The following is a 25,258-nucleotide window of genomic DNA, read 5'->3' on the forward strand; positions in this document are numbered from 1 at the left end:
ATTTGATGGTGTTTTTTTTGAAGAATGGAGGGAAAAATACTTGATAATAGGTCAGTTCTGACCTATTATAAACACATCGGGAGGGGATGGTCCCCAACCACCAAAGCCGCTCAGCGGCAGGAGATAAAAATGAAAACATTAACTTTTAATAACGGCACTGTTTCTGTTGGCGATGTGTTTGTATCTTCCTGGGGATATGAGCAAACGAACGTTAATTTCTATCAGGTTATTTCTGTTCATGGCAAAAAAACCGTAACTGTCCAGGAGATTCGCGCTTCAGTTCATCGGACTCATTCAATGAGCGGATATAAGACCCCATTACTCAATGATTTCTGTGGTGAGCCATTAAAACGGCGAGTGCGTGATTATTACAGTACGCCAGCAATTGAAATTGAGTCATTCGAAACAGCATATAAAGGATCACCGGAAGAAAAACACGAGTTCACATCATACTACTAAGAAAATAGTTGCAGGGGGTATCCCCTGCAACCATGTTAAATTGTTAATAGTGAATACAGGGGCTTAATCGCCCCTTTTTTTATCTGGTGCGCAGTAAAACTCCGTCCTTCAAGGCGTGGAGAATGCCAGGCGAATGCAGCAATGTAATGTTGCGCCCGTAGCTCGCTGACGCTCACACGCGCAGTACAGCGCCCCGCCCTGCTGCAATGCACCAGGACGGCGTAAACTCGCTGGCGCTCGCGCTAACTGCGGCATTCTGCGGCGCAAATCAGCATTATCATGGCCTGTTGGTCTGTCCTGGCTTTGCAGGGCGAAGGGATGGCCCTGTGCATCCTGGTATGTTCGTCAGCGGCTGCGCCGCGCTTCGGGGCGATGTGGCCCCGCTGCTCCCTGGTATTTTCTTTCGCCCCTTCTATGCCCTGCCGGGCATTGCATGAATGTAAATATTTGTATTTAACGATATTTATTTTAAAGAAAGGAGGAAAAAATACTTGATAATAGGTCAGTTCTGACCTATTATAAACACATCGAGAGGGGATGGTCCCCAATCACCAAAGCCGCTCAGCGGCAGGAGCTTAAAAATGGAAAACCACGCCAAATTTGTTGCTACTGAAATTCTTAATCAGCTTGGTGGAAACCGCTTTATTGCTATGACAGGCGCAAAGAACTTTGCCTGTTTTGATGAAAATGGTGAGTCTGGTCTTTGCTTTCGTTTACCTTCAAATTTTGCAATGAAGGGAATTAATTTGGTTAAAATCAAATTAACCTTCTCTGATACATACCTGGTGACATTTTCCCGTGTCCGTGGAGCTACAGTAAAAGAAATATCAAAATTTGATAATATTTATTGTGATCAGCTTGAATGTTTATTTAATGAACAAACCGGACTTGCAACCAGATTGTAATTTTTAATATGGGGGGATTCCCCCCATATCAGGAGGATAAATGAAAGTTCTTATTGGTAATATAAATATTGATAATTATCATATGCTGTCTGCATTAGCTGGGATTGCGGGATTTGACAGGAGCATTGAGTTTACATGTGAAATATCAGCAAGTATCGAAATTATGGAGGATGATTTCGTAAATAAAGCTGGTATATTAAAGATGTTAGATGAATTTATTGAAAATGATTTTTCAATAAAGCTCGTCTAGAAAATACTTGATAATAGGTCATTTGTGACCTATTATTAATGCATTGAGAGGGGATGGTCCCCAATCGCCAAAGCCGCTCAGCGGCAGGAGTTAAACATGAAACAATCTACTTTTCCTGCTATCGTCTCTACAACTGGTCATGTGTTTTCTGTTGTGCGCGTGACGCTTTGCACAATTTGCCTTAAACATGAAAAAACAGGCGAGGCTTATGTCGTCATTTTTACAGACTGCCATAATATCCGTGATTATAAAAAAGGCGTTGTTCCGGTTCTTGGGGAGCTTTATCAGGAAGATGTCGATTTGATTACCGGAAAAAGTTAAAAGAAAGGGGCTATATGCCCCTTTACTGTTAAAAGGGGAGACTATCTCAATATGAAGATAAGAAAAGGTGACAGACAATATTATCTGAATAAAGAAGGTGATACGTTTCATCTGGTGAAGCGAGTAAAAACTTTTTCTAAGTCTGCGACTTTAGGAAAAACGAAAGCAACGGTGAAAACTGTTGCCGATCTTGTTTTTCATGAGAAGGCATTCGACACTATCGACTTTGCCAGCGACGGATTAAGAGAGAATGATAAAGAAATTGTTTCTATGATGATTCAGGAAATGAGTGAGGGAAAAAATGCCAAATGAAAACACACCAGAAAACATTAAACGTCTGCGGCAAAAAATTGGCCTGACACAGAAAGAATGTGCCGAAATATTTAGCATGAGTCCGCGTACCTGGCGTCGCAAAGAAGAACCTGTCGGAACTGCAAGCGGTACAGCACTTACACCAGTAGAGTTTAAATTTCTTCTGCTTTTAGCTGGAGAACACCCTGATTATGTACTTTGTAAAAGGAATAAAAAGAATTCTGATTCTGGAAGTAATTAAGGAATATTAAGATGAAAATAGAATTAACGTATGACGAAATCACGGAATAAGCTACAAAAACCATAACTGAATTTATGGCTGGACTTAATAGCCCCAGTTGCATTGAACAATGAGCAATTGCGCCCGTAGCTCGCTGACGCTCACACGCGCAGTACAGCGCCCCGCCCTGCTGCAATGCACCAGGACGGCGTAAACTCGCTGGCGCTCGCGCTAACTGCGGCATTCTGCGGCGCAAATCAGCATTATCATGGCCTGTTGGTCTGTCCTGGCTTTGCAGGGCGAAGGGATGGCCCTGTGCATCCTGGTATGTTCGTCAGCGGCTGCGCCGCGCTTCGGGGCGATGTGGCCCCGCTGCTCCCTGGTATTTTCTTTCGCCCCTTCCATGCCCTGTCGGGCATCACATGAATGTAACTATATGTATTTGATGGTGTTTTTTTTGAAGAATGGAGGGAAAAATACTTGATAATAGGTCAGTTCTGACCTATTATAAACACATTGGGAGGGGATGGTCCCCAACCACCAAAGCCGCTCAGCGGCAGGAGCATGAAAATGCATTTCACAACTTTTCTAAAAAAACATTTCGATATAGAAAAAGTCGTTGGTACTTCTGATTCTGGAAATGATACCGAATCTATTTATGTTTATGAAAAAGGAAATGATTGCGAACCGTTGTTTATTCTGCATGAATCCTGGCTAAATGCAGAAATTAAAAAGTGTGGGGTATGGACTATTGGCAATATATATTCCACATTGGAACACGGAAAAGAATATTCTGAACAGGAACTAATAAAAATGATTAAGGAGGGTAAAGTAATCAGCAAATATTAATTTGGGGTTGGTAACAGGCTGTGGGGCAGCCTGTTACCAAATGACAGATCATCTTTGGAGATTCTCAAATGTCAGTATGTGAAATGATAGAGCTTGCAAACCGCATTGTAAATGGGGAACCTGTAAAAACACCCGCGATAGAAGCATGGATTATTAGCGAAATCATTTGGTGGGCGCATAACCGGGATAATGCTTTAGTTTGAGTCATATATGGGGAGAGTGTCATGCTCTCCCTTTCTTATTGTGTAGCGCGTTGTATTACATAGTTAGCTTTACGTTGTAAAGATTTTATTGTCTTTACAGTGTGGTGCGTTTTCCGGCGGTTGCGCTGCGCTTAGGGGTATGTGGCTTCGATGATCCAGGGTATTTCGACGTAATGCGTTGTATTACGATGTATACTCTTTAATTGCTTGCAATCTCTTTTCACGTTCGTTGCTTTGTTGGGCCTTTTCCAGTTGGCTGTATATGTACTCTTCATCTTTACCCGTGAGTATTGAGCCGGAGAGCAGACGATTAATAACTATACGTTTAATTTCTGGGTAATCTTTGGTTTTATCGAGTATGGACAATATGTGGTCACTGCTAAGAATTATCCCACTCCATGAGTCTAAATAGCTCTTAAAAATCACAATCATAAACACACCGAAAAGCATTATGATGATTGTTACCACATTAATGCTAAACGTTGATATAAAGGTATACGCGGCCACACCAATTATTGCTAAACAGAGACATAAATAAATGAAACCGATTTTGTTGCGTTGCTTTTTTTCTGCACGATCATGATCATCTATGATTTCCAGTATCTTTTCTGGGATTAGTTGAGTCATTTTCTTTCCTTATTTGGGACACGGAGTGTTTAATTACATAGCTTTACATTGTAAATCTATGTTTGTCTTTACAATGTAAATGATGAGATGTGCAGTTAAAAGTGTCAATCAGATATCATATAGTAAAATACTATATTATTTTCTATGTATCACATACACAGCGATAAAACTGGATAAGTGACTTACACTGTAAAGATTGAGCTGTCTTTACAGTGTGGTTCATAAGTCATACGAATGAAATAATTTGCCTTTGTGTGTATGCGTGTGTATAATTATCCTCAGGTTAGGGAGGACATATGAAATCTGCTGACCTGTTGAAAGAACTGATAGCTGCTGGTTGCGAGTTGAAACGGCATAAGGCAAGCAGTCACCAGATATGGTGGTCGCCAATAACAGGAAAAACTTTTCCTGTTCCTCATCCTAAAAAGGACTTGCCGCTAGGTACTGTCAGATCGATCAAAAAAATGGCGGGGATTTAATCCCCGCCGACTTTGGAGGTAGCCATGTTCTTTTCTGTTGGTGTCGAAACACCGAAAGATGATCATACAGCATACGGTATCACCGTTCCGGTTTTTGATTGCTTTGATTTTGGATGTGTTTCTGCTGCTGATTCTCAGGCAGAAATACCCGCAATGGCGCGTGAAGCGATATTGGCAATCGTGGAAGAGATGGTAATAAGCGGTGCTCATTCTGTTGATGATATTCATGATGAAGGGTGTTTGACTTATTCCGCCAACCCAAATTATAACCACTGTGATAGCTGGTTTGTAATTGATGTTGATTTGTCAGAAATTGAGGGCAAACAACAACGTATTAATATTTCATTGCCTGATGTATTGATTCGTCGTATTGATGGATATGTGAGAGAAAGTGGTGGCGTATACAAAGATCGTAGCCATTTTCTGGCTCAGGCGGCACGTCATGAACTTGCATATAAATAAAACTATCCCCGCGTTGTGCGGGGATTTTTTTTGATAGCTAACCGCTCGCCGCAGTCCAGCGACCGAGCATAGCGAGCGAGCGACGAGGAAGCGGAAGATCCACCGTTGCCAGGAGAAAAGCAGGTACGCACTATGCGTTCTGCCCTAGTGATGCTTTCACAAACCACGCAGCCTGAACTATTACGCCATGAATCCAGCGCAAATTGGCATCACGATTTTCTTTTTTCATTTTTTCGCCACTTAAAGCCTTGCTTACGTGACTTTTTACCAGATTTTCGTGTAATTCTTTTGCTTCTTCAATTGTGAAACCACCAGGCAAATTTGGCGCTTCTGCTTCCAGCGATGCCAGTGCGATTTCATAAGCCCGACGCTCAATATTGTCTCGGACGTCCAGGCTGCCTATACGCTCTTTGATTTCTTTAATCAGTTCTTTGTCGGTGAACGTTGTCATGTGTTAGTCCTCATCCACTTCAACGCCATCTTTCAGCGTGATGCCGTGCCAATCATCAGCCCAACTGGTTAGCCCTGGCGCATCAATGCTAGGTATATAGACGCTTGCAGTGTGGTAGCCCTTATCGTTATCAATGCTGGCAACGTGCTCGCCGTTGTATGCGCTCAGCGTGTCCAGGACGCTATAAAACTTTCCTCCGGCTGCCCTGAAATCCTTTACAGCCTTCACAAGGCGATTCCACGCTTTTTCCTGTTCTGGCGTCAGGTCGATTAATTCCTGCAAAGTTGCCATATCACTCTCCTTTGATGCGAATGCCAGTGGTACTCATTCTCCTGATTTCCCAAAGCACACGAGGAACACCACCGTTTCCGACCGGATCGCGTTTACTCCGCAGGGCGACGCTTGATTCCGCCCAGCTTTTTCTTGGAGGAAGCTCTTTCACACGAACAAAACCAGCTGCGCGAAGAGATGCTCCTGATTCATCTGCCTGGGTGTACGTAATACAACGTTGATAACCCATAGCTTTTGCTGCCCGCCAGACAGCACCATAAAGCGCGCTGTTAGCGTTGCGTTCTCCTGTGGTACATGTGCGATTTACTTCAAGTGTTAATCCATCGTCCAAATGTCGTGCAACAGGTCTACCAGCTGTCGCCACACCTATCAATTCTCCGGCATCATTTCTCAGACCAATGCTGAATTTATGCCCAACAGGTGGTTTATTGTGTCGGTGATGTCTGGATATAAACGCCTTCGCAACACGAAGAGTAACCGGTGAAATTTGCATTCTCACTCTCCTTTGATGCCAATGTTTACAGCCTGGCAAGCCTCTTTGAGCACCCAGTCAACAGCGTCTTTCCATGCTCCGGTTTCGGCTGGCGGATTCTCACTCTTTACCAGTTCATAGAAACGCACTGCGTTTACTAGTCCTCTTGGTACTGTTGGTGCTGCTATTGCAGGTGGTAAGTTGTAGAGTTCCTGAATTTCATAGTTCGGCCTGTCGTTGCAGTCTTCTTTTGTCGGTACGTATTTCCAGTCACCAACCCACGTTTTACCCTGAGAGTCCGTAACGTCTTTTTTCACGTAACGATACCTCCATGCAACAACCCCGGCTTCCAGCGATGCCAGAGCAATTTCATAAGCCCGGCGCTCAATATTGTCTCGCACGTCCAGGCTGCCAATTCGCTCTCTGATTTCTTTAATTAGTTCTTTGTCCTCGTCGGTAAAAGTGGTCATTAGGGACTCCTTTTCATATTTATGGCTTTCTTGAATCAATTTCTTCTAGTTTGAGTTTTATATTTTGCTGGTCTGATTTTGGTAATTTCCTCATGCTCTCTTCAGTTATTTTTTTCATATCAAGAAAAGCTCTTGCATAGAAGCGCAGGCTTGCCTCTTTTTCATGTTGTGCAACATACCAGGTTGCGCCAGAAAATGCCGCAGACAGGCATAATGTGCACAAGGCACAAATTGCAATGGCTGTTCTTGTACTGAAGGGCTTTACAGCCTTAGATAATGACTTCAACTTTTCTTCATATAATTTGTTGTTTTTTTCCTGGTTGCGTTTAATTCCAGATATGAGTTCAATAATATCATCTGTTAATTTTTCTTTTACCTCAACACTTGTTTCTTTTAGATCGTTTTTTCCCTCTTCTACTTTTTCTTTTATTTCATTATCCAGATCGCCGCACGTCTCAACGATATTCTTGAATCTTTGAATATAGTCATTTTCTACAGATGAAACAACCTGTCTGAAGCCCTCAGACAGGGCTGTGAAGTTAGCTTGTAACTCATTGCTGAATTTTTCCTGTATCTTTTGGTTCAGAAAAATTAATGAAATAACCGGATCATCTTTTGATATTTTATGCCCTGTCTCCTTGAATACATCAACAATAAAATTATCAATATCTTCACTGGAAACAGCCTTTTCAGGCTGTTTTAATTCTGGCTGATTAACTGTACTCATATTATTCACCGTGTTCATCGTCATAGATGCTATCTAATTGTTTGTAAATGTCATTGAAGACTCGTTTTAATCTTGACTTAGCCATTAATCCAAAATGGTCGGATTCAATAGCTTCTTTCAGTGTTAGTGATTTTTCTGTTAGTTCTTTGATGTCAGAGGCAAAGGCATCACTTTTTCTGTCCTGAATAACCACAACGCCAGCGATTACATCCTTGTTTTTTTCAATGAATTTAGTTTCTATTAATGGGATATTTTCAAGTGCTGGAATACCCTGAAATTCATTTATCCAGACAATAAGTTTTACCTTACTTCCTTTAACCAGTTCTTTCAGTTCTTCAAATCCCTGCAAGGTATCCGCAAGAGCTTGTCCACCAACGATAACAGTATGGATATAAACGTCTTGTTCTACATCTTCAAACATGTCCATAACACAGTTATCATTGAAATACTGAATTAACGGTAAAAATGTAGATGCGCCATTGTCAATAACAAAGGTATTCTGACTATTGGTCAGCATTGATTCGAACATTGGATCGAATTTGGATTGTATTACTTTGCTGTTTTCAGTGATTTGTATCAAATCTGCATTTAATCTTTTTACTTTTACCGTAGTTGTATTAACCGGGTCTGTGTCACCGACTACGATATTATCCATGTGATTTTCATCAATAAAGTATTGTGCCAGTATTGCGGTCGCAAATGATTTTCCAACACCACCTTTACCCTGAAGGATGAAATTGATTGAGTTTTTCATTTATAATGCTCCTTTACTTAAAGATATTTGTTTATGAATTTTTCATTCGTAGCACTTGGATCGTGCTCTATTTCTTTTTTGCTCTCACTAATGTTTGAAAAAAAACCTTTTACCCCCCCTCTCGGTTCATCGTCTTTAGCTTCATTCTGATCAATTACATCTATGGTTTTTGCCTGTTCTTTTGGTTCAGAGCATTTTTGTCTTTTTTTAGCCCTCTCTGTCATGTTTATATAAGTCTTTTGGGCTAGTTCTGTCTTGGTGTTGTTGTTTATGTAATCAGCTATTTGCTCCCATGTATAATATTTCTTTGCTTCAAGTATATTTTGCAAATACATATTGAAGACAGCTTGTTTTGATTTCGATTTTGTTTCGTTTATAGCCTCGCATATTGGAGATAATAAACTCTCGATCTTTTTCATTTGTTACATTTCCTCTCTCTCTCGCTACCTCCTACATTGGCATAATACCTTATTTAAAGCAATTTGCTCGCCGTTTGTGTGGGTGATTATGTGGGTTGTTTTGTGGGTTGTCAATGGGGTTGTGGTCTTTTTTGTGGGTTAAAGTGTAGGTGATTGTGTGGGTTGTGTGTTTTGAGTTGTGGGTGATTATGTGAGTCATTGTGTGGGCTGTATGCACGGTATTTTTTGTTCTTCTAAAACACAGGCACGATACCGATTGTACACAAGACCGTTCCGGTCATGTTACAATCGTGTGCCAAAGGGGGATGCCCCTTTGAAACCCCGAACGACGCAGCCGTTCTTATGCGGTTCTACGAACCTTGAGGACATATGAAGAAAAAAACCAACAAAAACGTTCATGTAACATTCAGACTTACCGAAGAAGAATATGCTCCGTTCGATAGGGCTATAAAAGAGCTTAATATTAGTAAGTCAGAATTTTTCAGGCTGCTTACTATTGGTAAAATAAACACATATGCATCTGATAAACGTAACATCCCAGAATACAAACGTTGTCTTTCTCAGTTGAGTTGGGCAGGAAACAACATAAATCAAATAGCGCACCGATTAAATTCAGATCATTTAAAAGGTATTATATCAGAATCGCTTTATAAAAAGGTTTTAAATGGACTAATCGGTATTCGTGATCGCCTTCAGGAGATAGCTAAATGATTGTCAGATACGGTGGTGGTAATGATGGTATCGTTGATTATCTGATAAATGGTCGCAAAGCAGAACGCCAGTACACGCGTGATGAACTTGATCATCGTGTCGTTCTTGATGGTGATTTACAGACTACAGATAAGATTATTGATTCTATTGAAAACAAAAGTCAGGAACGTTATTTGCACATTACTCTGTCTTTTCATGAAAGTCATGTGTCGAATGAAGTGTTAAAGGCTATTGTTGATGATTATAAAAAGTTATTGATGAATGCTTATCATCCTGATGAATACTCTTTCTATGCGGAAGCTCATTTGCCTAAAATTCGTCATATCCAGGATAATAGCACCGGAGAACTTGTTGAAAGAAAACCACATATTCATATTGTAATTCCTAAAGTAAATTTGATTACTGAAAAGTTCCTAAATCCAGTGGGAGATGTTACCAAAGGGCATACAATTGAACAGCTTGATGCTATACAGGAATTTATTAATAATAAATATAATCTTGATAGCCCTAAAGACTATCCGCGTAAAGATGCGGATTACGGAAAAATTATAAGTAGAGTTAAGGGAGATCTTTACAAAGAGCATCACTCTGAATTGAAAGGTGAGTTGCTTTCGCGTATAGAGAACGAGAAAATTGAAAATTACTCTGTATTCAAAGATATTGTTGCAGAGTATGGTGAACTTCGTATAAGAAATGCTGGTAAAACCAATGAGTATCTGGCTGTAAAATTGCCGGGAGATAAAAAATACACAAACTTAAAAAGTCCTCTTTTTCGTCAGAATTACATTGAGACAAGGACATTAACACTTGAGAAACCAACACACAAAGAGATAGAAAAGAGACTTAATACCTGGTTAAATAAAACAAGCTATGAGATTAAGCATATTTTTAACCAGGCGGAGAAAACAAGGGAACTTTACAAGACATTAAGCCCTTCACAACAAATTGATTTCCTGCAAGAGAGGATAAAAGAATATGACTCAAGAGAAAAACTTAACGAAAGAAATTCTCAGCAAACGTCAGGACGAGCGGGAGGTTACAAGTCGTGTCCTAAAAAGTTTGCCAGAATCCGTCAATCTGAAGCAACAGTCGGATTGTCACGTATGCCCCAACGCGGTATGGTTTACGGAATCAATGGATTCACAAGACCCGACTCTGTCAGTGTATTGTCAGATATTTCGCAGCGTGATCTGGCAGAGCAATTATCGCAAAGAGAACATCCTGGTCAGGATGTGCGACGGGATTATGATAGACAATTCACAGAGTCAGGAATAAAAAGTCTTGAACGCTCTTCTTTTTTGTGTGAAACGATGTTTCAGACTCTGAATGAGGCGGCAGAGAAAAACGAAATTGCAACGATGGCAGAAATTCGCAGAAATATTGATCCTGTCAGGTTTCTGTCTTCTGCCGCCGAGCGTTTTAATATTATTCCAGCGCAGCATAAAATCAGAACAGCAAAGGACGGTTCCCCCCGGTTTTCTGTGGGGAATCGTAATATGAACGCATCTGATTTTCTGACAAAGCATATTAATCTTGCCTGGAAAGATGCGAAATCCTTTCTGCTTGAAGTTTATTCACAGCAGTTAGAAAACACGCCATATACGCGCTATCCAACCTACAGACGCCTTACGTATCATGAAGCCCGTGAGCGTCTTAACTCACTGAATTTATCGGAAAAAACATTACGAAATACTATCAGGTTTGAGCGTGGCAAGCTGTATAATGATCTGCGAGAGATGAGACGCGAGTTGAAGTTAATACCACGTGAACAGCGTGATATTGCCGTGGGTGTGATTGTTTACAAAAAACTAACCACACTTGAGCGTCTTTCTGAACTCGACACAGAGGGGCGACACATTATTCGTCAATATCATGCTGACTGGCATAAGGATAAAGATGAAATGAAAGCCCTTGAACGTCTCAAAAGCTATCTCAACTTCGATGAAATCAACGCCATTTCTGCTGACGAACCCGAACTTTCGCTTCAGAAAGCGGTGGATTCCCAGCGCCGCTTAGAAGAGGCGAAAAAGGTTAACACCAAACTAAAAGATCTTGTGATGGATAAGCAGGATTCCAGGATTGTTTATCGCGATCAGGAATCGGAAAAGCCTGTCTTTACCGACAAAGGGAACTTTGTCGTTGCGGGTAAAAATCCCTCAAAAGAAGAGATCGGAATAATGCTTGAGTATTCCAGGGAAAAGTTTGGTGGTGTACTCAAACTTACCGGCTCTGAAGATTTCAAAAAAATGTGCGCTGAAGTTGCCGCAGAGCAGGACATGAAGATTATTTTACGCCCGGAGCAGTATCAACAGATGATGCTGGAATTAAAAGCAGAACTTCAGGGTAATAAGTTTGAGCAGGTGGAAACACAGGAAAATAGCCAGGAGTCCGAATCCAGAATAGAGAAAGGTGATGCATTGAAGGAACAGGCCACCGAACAGGCGCAGGCTACAGAACAGGCACAGGCCACAGAACAGGCTCAGGCTACAGAACAGGCTCAGGCTACAGAACAGGCTCAGGCTACAGAGCAGGCGCAGGCCACAGAGCAAGCACAGGTCGCAGAGCAGGCCACATCTTCATATGATCCTGGTGTTATTACCAGGGCAAATACCCTGGATTCACAGATGCTTAGTAAAGGCACAAATGGTGAATTTGGCTATTTGAAATCTCTGGATAGCGATGAAAATGAGATTTGGGAAGTGCTGGGGCATGTACCTGGAGACAGCGATGATATCTTTAGTGTTGCCAGTTTTGATAATGAAAACGATGCAAAAGAATTTTGCAATATTGTTAATGAATTAGGAATTGACAGAACACAGGCTTTGATTCAGGAGCAGCTTACTTCTCAACACGATCAGGCTACCGCGCAGGAGCATAATAAACAGGAAATTTACTGTGTAAACTTTAGTCACCTCCATGATGAGAATGAGGGTGTTGTATTTCATTCTAAAGATGCTGCCATTGACTTTTATGAGGGAAACAAATCTTCTGCAATAGAAAAATATGAAAGCAATTATTTAAATGGTGATGGTTTTGAAACTATTGTGCTTATGTCTAAAACTGTCTCAACCGATGAATTATCCTCTTATCCAGAGGGGGGGATAGTAACGCTTGATAAGCCATTTGAAGTAATTGCCAATTCATATGAAGAATACCGTACTCCAGTGTATGCGGTTTCTTTCTCGAAGGATGAGTTTAGTGAAGATATTAAGACTTTTGATTCATTGCACGACGCATCTGAATATAAAAATAAGATGCTTCAGGAGCACGGGCTTAACCAGGATGATATCTTAATCACACCTGTAACAAGAGAAGAAATCGCCTTTAAAGGAATTAAGGACGCTGTTAATGACGCTAATATGGCAGTGATGGAACAGGCGGGGGATTCGTCCAGAGAATCACCAGAAGAGATACTCGCCAGTATTTCAGCTAACGAGCATATGATCTCCGGGCTTGAAAACTTCCTGGTTAAAGACCGTTCTCAGTTCAGTTCCTGCAATGGGGATATCGTTGTGGAGGCGGAAATTACCCGGGGGGAAGGTGGTCTTTATCACCTTGCGGTCGCTGGTAAGCATGGCTTAGAGCGTGGTGATGCAGTTGCCAGAGTGGATGTTACGGAGCAGCAATTTGCCGCGATCACTGGAAAAACACCTTCTGAAGTTTTAACGGGGGACCAAACATCGGCTCGTGTTCCGGTAATTACAGGTATCCATTTCAGTACAAGGGCTATTGAAAATGTGAATAAACTGGAACAACAGAAGGATTATGTCTATTTCTCAACACATGAAGGTCTGAATGCTGAAATAAAAGATTTCAGCTCTCTCAAGGATGCTATTGAGTGGGGCCGGGTTGAATGCGAGCTACATGATCTCAATAAGCGCGATACTGTCATTTATCGCGTCGAGTCTGAACATATTTCTCAGGGGATTGACGCTGTAATGAAAAATGCTGAACGCGTGGAGCGTCATGAAATTGAGAAAGCACAGGGACGGGATTGCACGCCGGAAGACGGCAAGATTCTTGAGGCAATTGATCGCTTTGAGGACAAGTTCAGAGGGGAAGGACTGAAGTTCGAAAGGGAGAAGGCCGAATCCGATTTGCTTAATCACGGATTCACTCGTGAAATGGCAGAAGATGCTCTTGGAAAACAATTTGTCCAGGCCAGAGAAGATCATCAGGAATCGCAGCAGCAGCGTGACGATTCACAGGACATGCACTAATTAAGAAAAAAGCCCGGTTTTCGGGCTTTTTAAGAAAAAAAGTCAACCCCAAACAGAAATAATAGCTACAAAAATGGACAGTAATAATGCAATAAAAGTAATGTTGAGCCATATGTTGGACGAGTCTTTTAAGACTAATATGGCTGTTAATGCCATTGCAATGAAACTAATGGTAATAATGGCTGCAAATAAATATTGTACAATGTTTTTTATTGTACCTGGTTGATCCCCAATTCTTTCTCTGTAATTTGCATCAACATTAGATATCCATTGAAGTAATAGAGCAATAAAACAGCCTACTCCGCAAAAGGTGAATTGCACAGACGTCGGGTTTGAATCAAACAACGAGATCGCTAAGTTATATAAGTATAACGCGCCTGAAATCACCCCGACAACTAAAATAGAGATTAGTATAATCCGAAGAACTAATGTATTGCTTTCCTTTAAGGAATATATTAAAGCCGCTTTTTCGTATTCTTTCATGATTTAATCCAGTCTATAAGTATAAGAACCAACAAAACTGTCAAGGGAAGTTCAAACCCATTGGTGTTCCAGCATCCACGTACTGAAAATTGCCAGGCCACTTGCAAAAAGAAACATGACTGTATCATGACGTGACCAGCGTTTTTTATTTTTACGGAGAAAATATACGCCAGCACATGCGGTTAATATTGATTCCGCAATCAAAAACCATCCTATAAGGGTACTGAACTGACCAAATGGGGGAGCAACACAGGCGATGTTATCCAGACAGGATTCATTTTGTGTGAGCATATGAAATCCCATCCAGAGTGATGATACTGGCAGAAACACGCCCACAGCCGGAATTATTAGTCTGGCGGAGAATATCCTTATCAGGAGTATCAATAGTGATAAGAACAGAAAAAGAGTGATCATGTGGAAAAACATTCACATCACCTATAACACTATTAAGATAGCCTGCCAGATATCCATTTCAGACAGGCTATATACAGGGTTCAATTCATTCTATGAAAGGTGTATAGGGATTGCTAATGTTTGTGTCGATCAAAAATCTAATATTAATAGATGAAAACTAATATACATATTTCCAGACGGATGGAGGGACTTTATCGTAGAGTTTATTCATTGTGAGTTCCGCAAGCCTGTGATCGGCGGCGGCATTAAACGACTCAAGCTCAGAAGGGGGGAGGCAGTTTTGGTTTTTTTCAATAATCTTTTCAAGTGTGTCGAGTGTTGAGCAACGTCTTAACTGAAAGAGCCAGTCTTGTTTTGTTTTCATTGTACAATTCCTGAAGAACATCCTTGCCCTATAATAGCTACAACGATGTTTGATTTCTACTGCTGGGTTTATTGACGGGAGAACGGGCAGAAGAAAAGCCGCTGCCGCGCCCCCGTTCTTATCGGAAGTAAATATTATAATTAGTAATTAAGACAAGAACGAAAAACAAAAGCGGAAACACATTTTTAATGGGGGGGACTGCGTTCGCCAGCCCCATTGTACTTACAAAACTGAAAGCAGCCAGTAATAGTGAAAACATACCGAAAAAACACGTCTCAATAACATTGCCCGTGGGAAAAGATATTCCGATAGATTTAGCCAGGGAAGACACTATTCCGAAAGAGTTAGCCACGGAAGACACGGTAGTTAAAACGACAAAGAAATTGTTAACAGGGAAAACAGAGTCGTTTCTGGCAATTGTGCTATCTTTATCCTTTTTTAAAATAATAAATTTCATTTATCCATCCCCCTAAAGCAACGTCTAATAATCTATGTTATGCGCATCAATGAGTGCACGTAGATGTTCTAACTCTTTCTCTTGCATCTGGCATAGATGATAGAGATTATCACATTTCGTGCGATATTCAGAGCATTCAGAAAGAAGACTGGCTGTTCTCAAATGTAACATCAGGATTATCACTAAAAAAACTAATACACTAACAGCGAAAAGCAACAAACCATTCACCATAAAATCTGTACTCTCCACGCCGAGAAACGAAACATGAGAATTATCATCAAAATAAACGGATATTTCAAAGGATAACGCCCTCCAGAGAAAAGGAGGGCTGTAGAATCATTTCTCGATGAGAAACTCATCAAGGGAACGACCTCCTGCCAGTGCTTCAGCAATCGGTTTTGGCGCTCGCCCACGACCAGACTTGGCTATTAACTGAAGCAATTCCTGACCTGAAAAGCCATTTCTGCTTTGCTTTCACTTCTTAGCCCTTGCCGGAAAACCCAGCTTCCCTGTTTTCTTATCCTCAAGGACAAGAACCGCATCATACGTTCCACCGCTTTTCTTTTTAAATCCCTTAATCAAATCGGTTTTTCCTGATTTAATAAGTTTTTCGGCCTGTGCCTGGGTGATTTTCTTGCCAGAAAACTCATTCCAGATTTTAAATTCACATCCTGTACAGGAATAGCTTTTTGGCCTGATAACAATCTGTTTACCACAGGAAGGGCAAGGAGAGGACAGGCGTTGTGACTGACCAGACGGCGCGCTGGGGGAAACTTTTATTTCAGCACTGTTCGCATTACTGATCATCGGTATCAGATCATTGTACAGTTCGTCAACGAACTGTTCGATGGTCATTTCTCCGTTTTCAATGAGTGTCTGTTTTTCCGCCCATAATGCCGTCATATCTGGATTAACAGCTATATCCGGCAGAGCATCAATAAGCGCATACCCGGTATCTGTCGGAATAAGTTTTCCTTTTTCCAGGGTGATATAGTTCCGTTTTTTCAGTGTTTCCAATATGGAAGCCCGCGTAGCTGGCGTACCAATACCGCCATGTTCGTCTTTTTTATCCCGATCTTTATCCTTCAGTAACTTTTTAATCACTGGATCAGTGACAAAATCTGCGACACGAACAAGCGCGGCAAGTAAAGTGGCTTCGGTGAATAATGGCGGTGGCGTTGTTTTCTTCTCATTCACAACCACTTCTTTTGTCGTCACTGTTTCTCCTGTGCGAATTTTACAGAGAAGATCAAAAGCGGAATCATCATTTTCGACTTCTGCTTCATCGTCCCCGGCATTTTCCACACCAAGAAACGCTTCAAATCCGCTGTCTGTAGTTTTCCTGGCACGGGCATAAAACGACTCATCACCACACTGAATGGCGACGGATACTTCCTGATATGCCTTTTCAGGCATGAACTGGACAAGATAGTGTTGTGCAATTGCCAGGTAAACGTTGCGTTCGTCGGTGCTCAGTGCGTTTACGTCCGGTACGCTAACGGTTGGGATGATGGCTGTATGCGCTGTTACTTTTGCGCTGTTAAATGCCTTGCTTTTACGTGTCGTATCAATATCCATTGGCTGATCAAACACCGACTTCAGGGCATCGATTATTTGTGGTGCTTCACTGAATTGTTCGTCTGAAAGATATGAACAATCTGAACGGTTGTAAGTAATTGCTTTGTATTTTTCGCGTAGCTGCTGTGTGATATCCAGCGTTTTTTGAGCAGTCATTTTGAATTTTTTGTTCATGTACTGCTGAAGTCGTACCAGGTTAAAGGGCAACGGTGCAGCCGTTTTTTTATCATCTGTTGCTGCCGCTTCAACTGTGGCTGGTTTTCCTGCAAGTGATGTTGCTGTTCCATTCGCCCAGGTTTTATCAAGCAATTTGCGGTCTGTCAGCGGTGCGAACTCACCAGGTTTCCAGTTCGCCCTGATAACATCAGCGCCGCGTTGAAAATGTCCGGTCATGGTGTAGTAGAAGCTGGATTTATGATTTTTATTGGCACGGGTGCGATTTACAATCAGGCCAAGCACGGGTGTCTGGACCCGTCCGACAGACAAAACACCTTTATAGCCTTTAGTTTTTGCCGGGATTGTGTAAGCACGCGTCATGGATAAACCGTATATCGCGTCGGCTACAGAACGCGCCAGAGCCTTGAGATAGAGTCCTCTGAAGTCACGGTTATTTTTGGGATTTGCCAGTGCCTTTTTCACTGCCGGAAGGGTGTTGTCGTTGATCAGAACGCGCTTAACGGGTTTTGTGTTGCCTGCATATTCCAGGACCTCATCGACAAGTAGCTGTCCTTCGTCATCTGGATCGCCAGCATGAATAATTTCGGTCACATCGGCACGCCTGATAAGCTCAATAATCGTTTTAACTTGTTTTGCGGCGCTTTCTACTGGCTGGTATTTTACGGGATAAAGACGCAAAGGGAGTGTTTCAATCTTCCACTCTTTGTATTCAGGATTATAGTTTTCGGGGGGCTGTGATTCGATAATATGACCAAAACAGTTAGTCACAATAGTATTATCACTTTCAAACCAGCCATCATGACGGGTAAAATTGCCACCAAGCGCCTTAACAATATCATTCGCTACTGCGGGTTTTTCTGCGATAAAAAGTTTCATTTTGTTATCCTTTACATTGAATTAATCTTTTGGCACAACGGATAGCGCGTTCTTCTGATACTGCCTGTTGCCAGTTATCTTCACTTACAGGTTGTCTGAATCTGTGCTCACAGCCATTAAAGGCAAAAATTCCCTCACGGTTAAGTATATTAGTTGCAATATCCCAGTCTTTAATTCTCAAAAAGGCTGTTACAGCAAAACCAGAATACGAAGAAATTTTTGAAATGATGCATTCATCAGCTTTTATTAACGCGGCGAAAGGAACTATCTTTTGATGACCACACGAAATCAGAGGGAGTGTGTGAATATCATAATAAGCTATTGAATGACAATCCATGCGGGTATCATCAATAGCTGCCAGCCAGAATCCTGTCTGGTCTTTTATTTTTCTGCTAATATCTGAATCTGAAACACCAGGATTTAATAAATATCCACCATAACAGACATGGAAGGGGTGAGCAGATTCATCAATATCAGGAAGTTCTTTTACCGGATTTTCTTTCCAGTCCTTCAGAACACCGAATTCAAGAGCATCCAGCAAAAACTTTCGTTCAAATCCATCAAACAATGCATATTGCATGTAAAACCTCTCAAAGAAGCTCTGATTTGTTGACCTCATGGTGAAACAGTTCACCATTGCGTAAGACAAACAGGTAAGAAAACTTTCTTTCCTTATCTTTCAGCCAGTTTTTATATTCAGAAAGGATAAACGCCCAATCATCGGCGCTGTAATGAGATTCGATGACTCATTATCCTTTTAGTGATGAGTTGATTATTTTTAAAATATGCCTGCCTTTAATTAGCATGTTTCTGGAAACAGCCTGATTACGAATACCTCTCATCTGGTCAAACTGATAGGTTAAATCATGTTCTTTTCGTGAAAGTCCAAGAGTAGCTCTTTCATTATCCATCAGGACTGAAATTGCAATATATTCTCCAGATGCACACCAGTCTGCATAACTGGCAACGCAATGTTCCATCTCTTGACCTTCCTGACACAGAGCATCAAATGTAATTAATTCATTTACACAGTTATCAATTTTCTGCCAGTTTATCCCGGTTCCTTTCCATTTTTGGGTTGCGGGAATAACGTTATTCTTCACTTGCCGCGTCCATTCATCAGATAGTCTCCAGAAAGAAGGCCACTCCTGGTTTTTATGAATTAACCGTTCTTCTGCTAACAACCAGTCAATTGCATGACACAACTGATTCGTTTCCATTTCCCAGCGTGATGTTTGCCTGGATTCAGTATTACGATCATAAAAGCCAATGTTTTTAAATAAATCACGATGATATTCAAGCCATTTTGAGCATATACGATAAATATCATTTTCTTTTTCTGGGTAAGCTCGAATGCTAATATAATCGATAATCCAGTAAATTGCTCTTACAGGATAGTTCTTGATAAGTGGATGGCGTAATAATCTGACTGTTAATCTGAATGATGCATTATCATGGTTATAAATTAAAGCATATACTAATGATAAACTAACATGTCGTAAACTTCTGAACTCACCATAACTAAGCTCATAGGGAAAACAAAGTCTTTCATATAACTCTTTTGTCTTTCCTGATAGCATAAACTGACCCTTTTTATGTTGTTGTCTTAGAAGACCAACCATAGGCCACAATCCGCAAAAATCTATATCATCCAGAATATGGATTCGCTTTGAAAAATCCAGATAGTCCTCAAATAATGCCTGACGAATTGAATTGTAAGCTATCGAACAATGTGAAGCTCTGGAATATTGTGCAAATATCTTTTTATCTACCATTATCCATATGGCTTTGCTCAATGCTTTTGAAGCATTAAGCTCATTATCCACCCCTATAATTTTTAATGCTCTGTGATAAATTTTGTTTTTTATCTCTTCGAGTAAATCATGTCTGCTGATATATTGTACGTTATCGGGGTAGTTGAATGATGCTGTTTTACCAAGGCAATGAATAATGCCATATCTTCCATAAGAATACGAGTTATATACACTGAGTGGATATAGTGTGGAAACATAACGACTCTCACTGTGTTCCTCTTCATCTCCAACGCGGAACAAATAGAGTTTGTCTTCAATTGAATATCCAGCCTCAATCAATGATTTGATGATGTAGCTAATCGCATATTTTAACCAGTCGTCCATGTCGTATGCAGATTTTTTAGACCAGAATAAAAAAATCTTACCAGGAAATGAATTTCTTCTGGTCCATACCCCAGTGTGCTTATCTCTTAGCTTGTATCCCCACAAAGTGATTTTGTTATTCTTTTTGTTTTTTCTAATACGAAAAACGCCACAAATGATAATGGAGATATACTTTTCATTCTCCTCTGTTTTTACAAGACGAAGCCCCCCTGTATTTTGATAGATTTTAAAAACATCATGCAACGTAAGAATATTATTGTCCCTTGTCTGTTGATTAATTACATACATGCCGCCCCCTGTTAAAAAGAAGCCTTTAATATTGCACAAAGATAAAAAGACAGAATCATGGCAAACCAAAAGAAGAATGCATTTTCTTGCCCCCTTAATTTCTGATACGCCATTCCCACGGTGGAACCGGATTTGTATCAGCCCACAAACCGCGTTTTTGTTTCTGCGCTTCCCGTTGCAGAGCCGGTAATGACTCATCCGCGTTGTAACGTTCATATACCCATGCAGCGCCAGACTGAACCATAAAGCGGCTGGCATCCGTGCCGTTCGTCGTGAACACATGACCGATAATGCGTCCGTAGCGGTCTTTATGTGAATAAGAGACTGTCACCTGTTTACCTGCAACCAGAGTTTTAAGCTGACTAGTTGACCAGCGTCCAAAAGGTTGTTTCTTTTCAGGGGCATCGATGTTTATCAATCGGACTCGGATCGGAACTTCATACACAACAATTTTTGCGGGTAGTGTTTTAATTTCTATGGTGTCGCCATCGAGAACGCGAATAACTTTCCCCTGAAGAATTTTCTGGTTAAATGTATAAGGTATTCCACCTGCATTTGCAGACTGAAAAGCGGTAAGCAGATAAATAAATATTGTTAATAAGATTTTCATAAAAGATTAACGTTAATTTGCCTGTGCAATGGATAGAGCGTTATTCTTATTTTCTTCCTGCCGCTTCATCGAAAAATGATGATTTTCCTACTGCTGCGGCATCATACTGAAATGAATATCCAAAATCATCGTCATGCTCAAAACCTGTATTTTCTCCATTTTTTAGTCTGGAAAGAATAATCTTAAGTTGACTGATTATATCTTCCCTTTCACTATGACGAGTGCCTTGTAAGAGAATAGTTACTTGTTGCAAAGGATATGCATGTTCAATCCATGCCTGGCTAGGTCCAGAGTGCGTTGTATATAAATTTTTTTGTGCCGAAATATTATTCAGAAAACAGTTTAAGTCATCATTGGAATAAATTTCTTTAATATTGTTGATGTTGGATGTTAGTTTTACAAGTTGGAATGGTGGAGAATTTTTGTCTTCATTGTTGTCTCCTTTATCGTATTCTGGAAACACAATTAACAAAGGTGCACCATTAGTTCTCTTCATAAAACGGGTTACTAGCCGCCCAATATATTTATTGGACATATGCTGTTCAATGTCCAGGACAGCATATTCCTCCGCTGGGAACATTTTGTTTTTTTCGATGGATTTAATTTTTCTGGTAAGATGAATGTTTCTGATAAGCAAACCTACTATCAGGAAGTAAATAAATATCCAGAATAAAAAATCACTCTGTAGTTGTTCTATCATAAGTGAATCCTCTAATTTGTTAATGGACAAATCATTACCCGTTCATCAATGTTTGTAGGAAGTTCGCCAGGAGTAGGGACGCGTTCTCCTCGCTGGGCGGCTTGTGCCAGTGTTCGTAGCAGCAACACGCTGGCATGAAATATGGCCTGTTCTTTTGTGGCTGCGCTTGTTTCCAGGTCGAAATCACTCAGAGTCACAACGACTTGCCCGTTTCTGTTCTCGACCGTTGCCGGGTAGGGAACAAAATAGGGAGCGATTTTGCTGGTTTGCTTGCGTCGGGCATCGAGTTTACTGACAAGTTGATAAGCCCGAAGGTGTGTGTATCGTTTCAACATGTTCAGGGAGCGATGGCCTGAAATAGCGGCAACCTCAATGACGTTCAATGTACCAAGTTCGAAAAATCGGCTGATAGCCTCATGACGGAGGTCATGAAAATGCAAGTTTTCTATCTTCAGTTCCTGAAGTGCTGTTCGCCAGGCACTTTTGAATCCCGAAGAGGTATAAGAAAAAATATTACCGTTAAGCTGTGTCGGCAGCATTTGCAGGTAATTACGGGCTTTCCTGGATAGCGGAACATCGCGTGGAGCACCGTTTTTGGTTGTTGGAAGATGAGCTACCCCATGTTGCAGATCGACGTGTTCCCAACGCAATGACAAGATTTCACCTTGTCGCATTGCTGTTTCCAGCGCCAGATGAAAAATGACGTAAAGAGCCTGATTTTTTTCTTTGAAATACCGCGAAAGTCGGCGTTCTTCTCCTGAAGTCAGGCGACGATCGCGCCCGCTACTGATTTTGGGTTTTCTGACCAGTTCGACAGGATTCATGCGGCATGTTCCCCATTCCACACGGGCGATATTGAATAATGATGACAACAGGGCAAGTTCAAGACGGACGGTGTTTCCGGTTATTTGACGCCCCGTTCGTGGGTTAATTTGCGCCAACCGTTGATCCCGATAATTGGCAATATCAACAGTGGTAATGTCATCCATATAGCGTTCAGCAATAGGGTGACGTTTAATCACATTTACGCGATAAAACTCCTGTAGATGGCCTTTTTTGTGGATGGATACTGTCTTCAGGTATTTGTCCAGCGCCCGGCTGATTGTCATTTTGCGAATTTTGATTTTCTGAAACATATCCCCTCCAGACAAAAAAGGGGGGAAGGTAGAGATTCTTGCTTCGAAATGCAATATCACCGTGCCAATCCGGTGTGTGGAGAACTTCCGGTTCCTCTAACGGTAGTTACAGTAATCTTGGCTCACACAGAGGATCATTTACTGGTCGCAATACAGGAAGTGGTACGCTGTTTGTTTACGCCTCTGGAGGGAATGGTGGTTCCGCCGGGGGAGATTGCGCTAACACATCCAGATTGCAGGGATACGTTGCAGGGGTATTGATTAGCACAAATGCGAGCAACAACCCATCTTATGGGAAGACAGCATTCATCTCTTTTGCTGTCCCTGCTGGCGCAACTTATCAGATCACCTCTTATCCGGCCCAAAACTACTCTTGTGGCTCAGGGGTATTTTCAGTTTTTGGATACCAAACTTAATTGAGAGTTACACAGGACGCAATACAACCTGTCTTGTGCTCGTATTTGTACCATTTTCGTGAACCAGATGGACTCTCGACTACCTGGCAGTAATGAGAATCCTCAGCATTTCCCATTCTGGCAATGGCACAAAAGTCAAATTGCCCCAAGTAACCAGTGCTGGAAAGTTGAGTAACCTTGAGCTTTCCACCTAATGCCCTCCACACACCGGATTGGCACTGGCCTCCGTGCCAATCCGGTACGTGGAAAAAAATTGGCGCAGGTGATAGCCAAATTGTTACCGCTTCAGCTACTGCGTGGCGTTGGCCAGGAGCAACGGCAACATGTCCATCTGGCAAGAAAGTCATTGGTGGAGGCGGTCAATGCAGATCAAATACCGGATTTATATGGCTCACGCGTTCCATGCCTTCAGGCAACAATGCATGGACTGCCAGTTGCGACACGACCGAAGATCAAAATGGTTCCATTACAGTTTACGCCATTTGCCAGTGACGATACTTATCACTGGCAAACCACGATGTAACTACATTTCCCCGACAGGTCAGTTCGGTGAGTACCGCCATAAAAGTTGTATTCGTCATAGAAGCCGCATTTCACAATTCGATTGGCATCATAGGTTGCAACTGACCCCGCAAAATAATTCGGCTTCCACCCGTGCGGATTTTCTGCATTACTGACACTCCAGGTACACTGGCTGGCAGAAAAACCAGATGGCAATGGGATCTGTTGTCCATTTGCTATTTTTCCTGTCAGAACAGTGCTACCTGATGCCCTTCTCCACGTACCGGATTGGCACGGAGGCCAGTGCCAATCCGGTGTGTGGAGAACTTCCGGTTCCTCTAACGGTAGTTACAGTAATCTTGGCTCACACAGAGGATCATTTACTGGTCGCAATACAGGAAGTGGTACGCTGTTTGTTTACGCCTCTGGAGGGAATGGTGGTTCCGCCGGGGGAGATTGCGCTAACACATCCAGATTGCAGGGATACGTTGCAGGGGTATTGATTAGCACAAATGCGAGCAACAACCCATCTTATGGGAAGACAGCATTCATCTCTTTTGCTGTCCCTGCTGGCGCAACTTATCAGATCACCTCTTATCCGGCCCAAAACTACTCTTGTGGCTCAGGGGTATTTTCAGTTTTTGGATACCAAACTTAATTGAGAGTTACACAGGACGCAATACAACCTGTCTTGTGCTCGTATTTGTACCATTTTCGTGAACCAGATGGACTCTCGACTACCTGGCAGTAATGAGAATCCTCAGCATTTCCCATTCTGGCAATGGCACAAAAGTCAAATTGCCCCAAGTAACCAGTGCTGGAAAGTTGAGTAACCTTGAGCTTTCCACCTAATGCCCTCCACACACCGGATTGGCACTGGCCTCCGTGCCAATCCGGTACGTGGAAAAAAATTGGCGCAGGTGATAGCCAAATTGTTACCGCTTCAGCTACTGCGTGGCGTTGGCCAGGAGCAACGGCAACATGTCCATCTGGCAAGAAAGTCATTGGTGGAGGCGGTCAATGCAGATCAAATACCGGATTTATATGGCTCACGCGTTCCATGCCTTCAGGCAACAATGCATGGACTGCCAGTTGCGACACGACCGAAGATCAAAATGGTTCCATTACAGTTTACGCCATTTGCCAGTGACGATACTTATCACTGGCAAACCACGATGTAACTACATTTCCCCGACAGGTCAGTTCGGTGAGTACCGCCATAAAAGTTGTATTCGTCATAGAAGCCGCATTTCACAATTCGATTGGCATCATAGGTTGCAACTGACCCCGCAAAATAATTCGGCTTCCACCCGTGCGGATTTTCTGCATTACTGACACTCCAGGTACACTGGCTGGCAGAAAAACCAGATGGCAATGGGATCTGTTGTCCATTTGCTATTTTTCCTGTCAGAACAGTGCTACCTGATGCCCTTCTCCACGTACCGGATTGGCACGAAAGTATCGCCCCTGTACTGTCGCGGCCTACAAGCCCGTTAGGGGAGCAGGAAGCGCCAGCCG

Annotated in this window: 30 protein-coding genes and 4 pseudogenes; 12 read left to right on the forward strand and 22 right to left on the reverse strand. The window is 41.9% G+C overall.

The window, feature by feature from the left end; translation table 11 throughout:
* Positions 1–129: 129 nt before the first annotated feature.
* From BEB54_RS25810 to BEB54_RS25855, 7 genes are all read left to right on the forward strand, one after another.
* Positions 130–459: a hypothetical protein gene (locus tag BEB54_RS25810; protein WP_000855121.1), complete on the forward strand. Its 330-nt coding sequence runs from the start codon at positions 130–132 to the stop codon at positions 457–459.
* Positions 460–1,040: 581 nt separating this feature from the next.
* Complete coding sequence (locus BEB54_RS25820; protein ID WP_000427403.1) at positions 1,041–1,364, forward strand: hypothetical protein; 324 nt, start codon at positions 1,041–1,043, stop codon at positions 1,362–1,364.
* A 40-nt stretch (positions 1,365–1,404) separates the two neighbouring features.
* Entirely contained in the window at positions 1,405–1,614 is a 210-nt protein-coding gene (locus BEB54_RS25825; RefSeq protein ID WP_000866036.1) for a hypothetical protein, read from the forward strand.
* A 96-nt stretch (positions 1,615–1,710) separates the two neighbouring features.
* Complete coding sequence (locus BEB54_RS25830; protein ID WP_000814381.1) at positions 1,711–1,935, forward strand: hypothetical protein; 225 nt, start codon at positions 1,711–1,713, stop codon at positions 1,933–1,935.
* A 51-nt stretch (positions 1,936–1,986) separates the two neighbouring features.
* The gene (locus BEB54_RS25835) at positions 1,987–2,247 is read left to right on the forward strand and encodes a hypothetical protein (RefSeq protein ID WP_000702247.1); all 261 of its coding nucleotides are present in this window, start codon (positions 1,987–1,989) and stop codon (positions 2,245–2,247) included.
* Complete coding sequence (locus BEB54_RS25840) at positions 2,237–2,488, forward strand: helix-turn-helix domain-containing protein (protein WP_001132407.1); 252 nt, start codon at positions 2,237–2,239, stop codon at positions 2,486–2,488. Before BEB54_RS25835 ends, BEB54_RS25840 begins: the two co-directional genes overlap by 11 nt.
* Positions 2,489–3,037: 549 nt before the next feature.
* Positions 3,038–3,316 (forward strand): hypothetical protein, encoded by a 279-nt coding sequence (locus BEB54_RS25855; protein WP_000545938.1) that lies wholly within the window; start codon positions 3,038–3,040, stop codon positions 3,314–3,316.
* Between the two features lie 386 nt (positions 3,317–3,702).
* On the opposite strand, the gene BEB54_RS29530 is transcribed toward BEB54_RS25855, so the two are convergent.
* Positions 3,703–4,146: a hypothetical protein gene (locus tag BEB54_RS29530; protein WP_000192626.1), complete on the reverse strand. Its 444-nt coding sequence runs from the start codon at positions 4,144–4,146 to the stop codon at positions 3,703–3,705.
* Positions 4,147–4,442: 296 nt separating this feature from the next.
* On the opposite strand from BEB54_RS29530, the gene BEB54_RS25865 reads away from it, so the two are divergent.
* Both BEB54_RS25865 and BEB54_RS25870 read left to right on the forward strand, forming a co-directional pair.
* Positions 4,443–4,625: a type II toxin-antitoxin system HicA family toxin gene (locus tag BEB54_RS25865; RefSeq protein WP_000833470.1), complete on the forward strand. Its 183-nt coding sequence runs from the start codon at positions 4,443–4,445 to the stop codon at positions 4,623–4,625.
* Between the two features lie 24 nt (positions 4,626–4,649).
* On the forward strand, positions 4,650–5,087 hold the full coding sequence (locus tag BEB54_RS25870) for a type II toxin-antitoxin system HicB family antitoxin (protein ID WP_000466318.1): 438 nt from the start codon (positions 4,650–4,652) through the stop codon (positions 5,085–5,087).
* Positions 5,088–5,217: 130 nt separating this feature from the next.
* Here BEB54_RS25870 and BEB54_RS25875 read toward each other — a convergent pair whose 3' ends face one another.
* The 7 genes and pseudogenes from BEB54_RS25875 to BEB54_RS25905 all read right to left on the reverse strand — a co-directional run bounded on the left by BEB54_RS25875 (position 5,218) and on the right by BEB54_RS25905 (position 8,671).
* Positions 5,218–5,538, reverse strand: coding sequence for a hypothetical protein (locus BEB54_RS25875; RefSeq protein ID WP_021580489.1), 321 nt, complete (start codon positions 5,536–5,538; stop codon positions 5,218–5,220).
* 3 nt (positions 5,539–5,541) lie between these two features.
* Positions 5,542–5,829: a hypothetical protein gene (locus tag BEB54_RS25880; RefSeq protein ID WP_105282315.1), complete on the reverse strand. Its 288-nt coding sequence runs from the start codon at positions 5,827–5,829 to the stop codon at positions 5,542–5,544.
* A 1-nt stretch (position 5,830) separates the two neighbouring features.
* Entirely contained in the window at positions 5,831–6,322 is a 492-nt protein-coding gene (locus BEB54_RS25885) for an XF1762 family protein (protein ID WP_001167293.1), read from the reverse strand.
* 308 nt (positions 6,323–6,630) lie between these two features.
* A pseudogene (locus BEB54_RS29535) lies at positions 6,631–6,771 on the reverse strand (hypothetical protein); the annotation flags it as partial.
* Positions 6,772–6,790: 19 nt separating this feature from the next.
* A complete protein-coding gene (locus BEB54_RS25895) occupies positions 6,791–7,498 on the reverse strand; it encodes a hypothetical protein (RefSeq protein ID WP_000108795.1) in 708 nt (235 codons plus the stop codon).
* Between the two features lies 1 nt (position 7,499).
* On the reverse strand, positions 7,500–8,252 hold the full coding sequence (locus tag BEB54_RS25900; RefSeq protein ID WP_021580492.1) for a nucleotide-binding protein: 753 nt from the start codon (positions 8,250–8,252) through the stop codon (positions 7,500–7,502).
* A 17-nt stretch (positions 8,253–8,269) separates the two neighbouring features.
* A complete protein-coding gene (locus BEB54_RS25905; RefSeq protein ID WP_000717859.1) occupies positions 8,270–8,671 on the reverse strand; it encodes a hypothetical protein in 402 nt (133 codons plus the stop codon).
* 369 nt (positions 8,672–9,040) lie between these two features.
* Here BEB54_RS25905 and BEB54_RS25910 point away from each other — a divergent pair, with 369 nt between their 5' ends.
* Both BEB54_RS25910 and BEB54_RS25915 read left to right on the forward strand, forming a co-directional pair.
* On the forward strand, positions 9,041–9,382 hold the full coding sequence (locus tag BEB54_RS25910; RefSeq protein ID WP_000730722.1) for a plasmid mobilization protein: 342 nt from the start codon (positions 9,041–9,043) through the stop codon (positions 9,380–9,382).
* Positions 9,379–13,602: an LPD7 domain-containing protein gene (locus tag BEB54_RS25915; protein ID WP_050953169.1), complete on the forward strand. Its 4,224-nt coding sequence runs from the start codon at positions 9,379–9,381 to the stop codon at positions 13,600–13,602. Before BEB54_RS25910 ends, BEB54_RS25915 begins: the two co-directional genes overlap by 4 nt.
* Before the next feature lie 42 nt (positions 13,603–13,644).
* Here BEB54_RS25915 and BEB54_RS28880 read toward each other — a convergent pair whose 3' ends face one another.
* From BEB54_RS28880 to BEB54_RS29850, 13 genes and pseudogenes are all read right to left on the reverse strand, one after another.
* On the reverse strand, positions 13,645–14,085 hold the full coding sequence (locus BEB54_RS28880; RefSeq protein WP_000666082.1) for a hypothetical protein: 441 nt from the start codon (positions 14,083–14,085) through the stop codon (positions 13,645–13,647).
* Between the two features lie 51 nt (positions 14,086–14,136).
* Entirely contained in the window at positions 14,137–14,376 is a 240-nt protein-coding gene (locus tag BEB54_RS25920; protein WP_000957667.1) for a hypothetical protein, read from the reverse strand.
* Positions 14,377–14,656: 280 nt separating this feature from the next.
* Positions 14,657–14,863, reverse strand: a complete 207-nt coding sequence (gene hha, locus BEB54_RS25925) for a hemolysin expression modulator Hha (RefSeq protein WP_000850853.1) — start codon at positions 14,861–14,863, stop codon at positions 14,657–14,659.
* A 118-nt stretch (positions 14,864–14,981) separates the two neighbouring features.
* Positions 14,982–15,320 carry a hypothetical protein gene (locus tag BEB54_RS28885; RefSeq protein WP_021575835.1) on the reverse strand — a complete coding sequence of 113 codons (339 nt, stop codon included), beginning with the start codon at positions 15,318–15,320 and terminating at the stop codon, positions 14,982–14,984.
* Positions 15,321–15,656: 336 nt separating this feature from the next.
* A pseudogene (locus tag BEB54_RS30030) lies at positions 15,657–15,740 on the reverse strand (H-NS family nucleoid-associated regulatory protein); the annotation flags it as partial.
* Positions 15,741–15,794: 54 nt separating this feature from the next.
* Entirely contained in the window at positions 15,795–17,951 is a 2,157-nt protein-coding gene (locus tag BEB54_RS25940; protein WP_000765168.1) for a type IA DNA topoisomerase, read from the reverse strand.
* A 4-nt stretch (positions 17,952–17,955) separates the two neighbouring features.
* A complete protein-coding gene (locus tag BEB54_RS25945; protein ID WP_001485009.1) occupies positions 17,956–18,531 on the reverse strand; it encodes a hypothetical protein in 576 nt (191 codons plus the stop codon).
* Positions 18,532–18,700: 169 nt separating this feature from the next.
* Entirely contained in the window at positions 18,701–20,377 is a 1,677-nt protein-coding gene (locus tag BEB54_RS25950) for a PcfJ domain-containing protein (protein WP_000289342.1), read from the reverse strand.
* 94 nt (positions 20,378–20,471) lie between these two features.
* Positions 20,472–20,987 carry a thermonuclease family protein gene (locus BEB54_RS25955; RefSeq protein ID WP_000698397.1) on the reverse strand — a complete coding sequence of 172 codons (516 nt, stop codon included), beginning with the start codon at positions 20,985–20,987 and terminating at the stop codon, positions 20,472–20,474.
* Positions 20,988–21,033: 46 nt separating this feature from the next.
* A complete protein-coding gene (locus BEB54_RS25960; protein ID WP_000572554.1) occupies positions 21,034–21,687 on the reverse strand; it encodes a hypothetical protein in 654 nt (217 codons plus the stop codon).
* Between the two features lie 11 nt (positions 21,688–21,698).
* A complete protein-coding gene (locus BEB54_RS25965) occupies positions 21,699–22,823 on the reverse strand; it encodes a site-specific integrase (RefSeq protein WP_000486716.1) in 1,125 nt (374 codons plus the stop codon).
* Between the two features lie 412 nt (positions 22,824–23,235).
* Positions 23,236–23,457, reverse strand: a pseudogene (locus BEB54_RS29845) (shufflon system plasmid conjugative transfer pilus tip adhesin PilV); the annotation flags it as partial.
* Between the two features lie 937 nt (positions 23,458–24,394).
* Positions 24,395–24,616: pseudogene (locus BEB54_RS29850) on the reverse strand (shufflon system plasmid conjugative transfer pilus tip adhesin PilV); the annotation flags it as partial.
* 44 nt (positions 24,617–24,660) lie between these two features.
* Between BEB54_RS29850 and BEB54_RS29540 the strand changes: the two are divergent.
* Positions 24,661–24,921: a pilus assembly protein gene (locus tag BEB54_RS29540; RefSeq protein ID WP_236943383.1), complete on the forward strand. Its 261-nt coding sequence runs from the start codon at positions 24,661–24,663 to the stop codon at positions 24,919–24,921.
* Here BEB54_RS29540 and pilV read toward each other — a convergent pair.
* The coding region (pilV, locus tag BEB54_RS26005) for a shufflon system plasmid conjugative transfer pilus tip adhesin PilV (RefSeq protein WP_123059764.1) at positions 24,900–25,258 on the reverse strand (359 nt) is incomplete at its 5' end. The two genes, BEB54_RS29540 and pilV, sit on opposite strands and share 22 nt — an antisense overlap.

It is taken from the genome of Escherichia sp. MOD1-EC6021, assembly GCF_002965245.1.
Taxonomy (GTDB): domain Bacteria; phylum Pseudomonadota; class Gammaproteobacteria; order Enterobacterales; family Enterobacteriaceae; genus Escherichia; species Escherichia coli_F.